The sequence below is a fragment of the Candidatus Methylomirabilota bacterium genome, assembly GCA_035260325.1.
Lineage (GTDB): Bacteria > Methylomirabilota > Methylomirabilia > Rokubacteriales > CSP1-6 > AR19.
The window spans coordinates 1-2,499 of sequence record DATFVL010000286.1; the positions used below are offsets into that span (position 1 = coordinate 1).

Below are 2,499 nucleotides of genomic sequence, written 5' to 3' on the forward strand. Positions count from 1 at the left end.
CGAGCCGCTCCCGGATCTCCTTGAGCACCCGCCGCGCGATCGCGGCCTCGCGCTCGTTGAGCTTCAGGCCGCCGAAGAACGTGCCCGCCTCCTTGATGGTCAGGCGCACGACGTCGGCGATCGAGTGGCCCGCCAGCTTGAAGCCGAGCGACTCGCGCCGGAGACGCGCGCCGCCGCACGCGGGGCACGGGCGCTCGGCCATGAACTGCTGGATCTCCGCGCGCGCCTCCTCGGACGTCGTCTCCCGGTAGCGGCGCTCGAGGATGGCCACGACGCCCTCGAAGCCGCCGTCCTTCTCGCCGTGGAGGATCACGTCGCGCACGCCCCGGCGAAGCTCGCTCCACGGCGTGTCGAGCGAGAACCGGTGGCGCTTGGCGAGCACCTGGAGGGTCTGCCGGAAGTAGGTGGACTCGCGGCCGGCCCAGGGCGCCAGCGCCCCCTCCTTGAGCGAGCGCGCCGGGTTCGGCACCAGGCGGTCGGGGTCGAGCTCGTCGCGCGAGCCGATGCCGCCGCACTCCTGGCAGGCGCCGTACGGGCTGTTGAACGAGAACATCCGCGGCGACACCTCGGGGAGCGAGATCCCGCAGTCGGCGCACGCGAGCCGCTCGGAGAACAGCATGGGCTCGCCGGGCTTGCCCGCCTCGCTCACCGGCTCGACCTGCACGATCCCGTCGGCGAGGCGCAGCGCCGTCTCGAGCGAGTCGGCGAGGCGCGCGCCGAGGGTGTCGCGCACGACGAGCCGGTCCACGACCACCTCGATCGTGTGCTTGCGCTTCCTGTCGAGCTCGATCTCCTCGCCGAGCTCGCGGACGGCGCCGTTCACGCGGACGCGCGTGTACCCCTGGCGCTGGAGGTCGAAGAAGAGCTTCTTGTACTCGCCCTTGCGCCCGCGGACGATCGGCGCGAGCACGAGCAGCCGCGTCCCCGGCGCCTGCCCGAGCACGCGGTCCACCATCTGCTGGACCGTCTGCGCCGAGATGACGCGGTCGCACGACGGGCAGTGAGGCACGCCGACCCGCGCGAAGAGCACGCGCAGGTAGTCGTAGATCTCGGTGACGGTGCCGACGGTCGAGCGCGGGTTCTTCGACGTCGTCTTCTGCTCAATCGAGATCGCCGGCGACAGGCCCTCGATCGAGTCCACCTCGGGCTTCTCCATCTGCTCGAGAAACTGCCGCGCGTAGGCGGAGAGCGACTCGACGTAGCGGCGCTGCCCCTCGGCGTAGATCGTGTCGAAGGCCAGCGACGATTTCCCGGACCCCGAGAGCCCCGTGATGACGACGAGCTGGTCGCGCGGGATCTCGAGGTCGATGTTCTTCAGATTGTGCTCGCGGGCACCCCTGATGACGATCTTGTCGCTGGCCATGTCGAAAGCCTATTGTGTCAGCCCCGCGTGGTCCGGGCAACCCGCCAGGCGCGGGCCGCGACGAAGGCAACCGGCGCGGCGACGAGGGCCGGGTAGGCGCCCGCGGCGGCGGCCCAGCCCGGGAGCCGCGCGGCGCCCACCCAGAGCAGGACGAACACCACCGCGCCGGCGAGCGAGCCCGCGGCGCCGGCGCGCTCGCCGCCGCCGCCGGCGAGCCCGGGCGCCCAGGCCGCCGACGCCGCGAGGCCGCAGCCGGCCAGGAACACGCGCCAGGCGTCGGCGGGCCAGACGCTCGCCGCCGCCGCCAGCACGACGAGCCCCGCCCACACGAAGGACGCTCCCCGCGCCGACCCGCTCGCCGAGCCCGCGAGGCCCCGCAGCGCGCACGCGCCCGCCAGGCTCAAGACGAGCAGCGAGACCACGGCCACACCGGTGAGGGCGCGCCCGGCGAGGCCGGAGACCACGCGCGCGGGAAGCTCGACGAGCCCCGCCCGGCCCGGCGCGCCGAGGGCGAGGTCGGGCGCCGTGCTCGCCGCGTACACGCCCCACGCGACCGCCGCGAGCACGAGCACGAGCAGCAGCACCGGCGCGGCCCGCGCGCGCGCGGGCGCGGGTGCCGCCGACGCCCGCAGCATGACGAGGGCGCCGCCGGCGAGCGTCAGCGCCGCGCCGAGCGCGCGGGCCGCCGCCTGTGGCGAGCGGCGCCCGGGCGGATCGGCCCACTCGGCTCCCGAGGCCGGCGCGCCCGGCACGCGCTTGCCGGCCTCGAAGCGGACGCGCGCACCGGCCTCGAGCACCAGACGGTCGCCGGGCCGCAGCGTGAGCGCGTCGCCGGGTCCGAGCCGCCACTCGCGCGTGACGCGGGCGTCGCCCGTCTGCTCGACGATCCGGTAGGCGCCCGGGACGAGCGCGGTGACCCGGTGGGCCTCGCTGAAGTCGAGCGACTCGGGGCGGACGAACCCGCGCCCGTCGGTCACCCACACGCTGCGCTCGCCGAACGTGAACGCGGGCTGGGACGCCGCGCGGCTCCACGCGCTCCAGGGCGCGGCCCCGACCGCGGCCGCGACGACGACGACCGGGAGCACGAAGCCCGCGGCGCCCGCGAGGACGAGCGCGCCGGCGGGCGCGGGGCGCGC

At 75.7% G+C, this 2,499-nt stretch carries 2 protein-coding genes; both read right to left on the reverse strand.

Going from position 1 to position 2,499, the window contains the following annotated elements; all coding sequences use genetic code 11:
- Window positions 1–1,363 (reverse strand): excinuclease ABC subunit UvrA (locus tag VKG64_18180; GenBank protein HKB26968.1); only part of this gene is annotated, 1,363 nt, incomplete at its 3' end.
- Between the two features lie 17 nt (window positions 1,364–1,380).
- A partial coding sequence (locus tag VKG64_18185) for a hypothetical protein (protein ID HKB26969.1) occupies window positions 1,381–2,499 on the reverse strand: 1,119 nt, incomplete at its 5' end.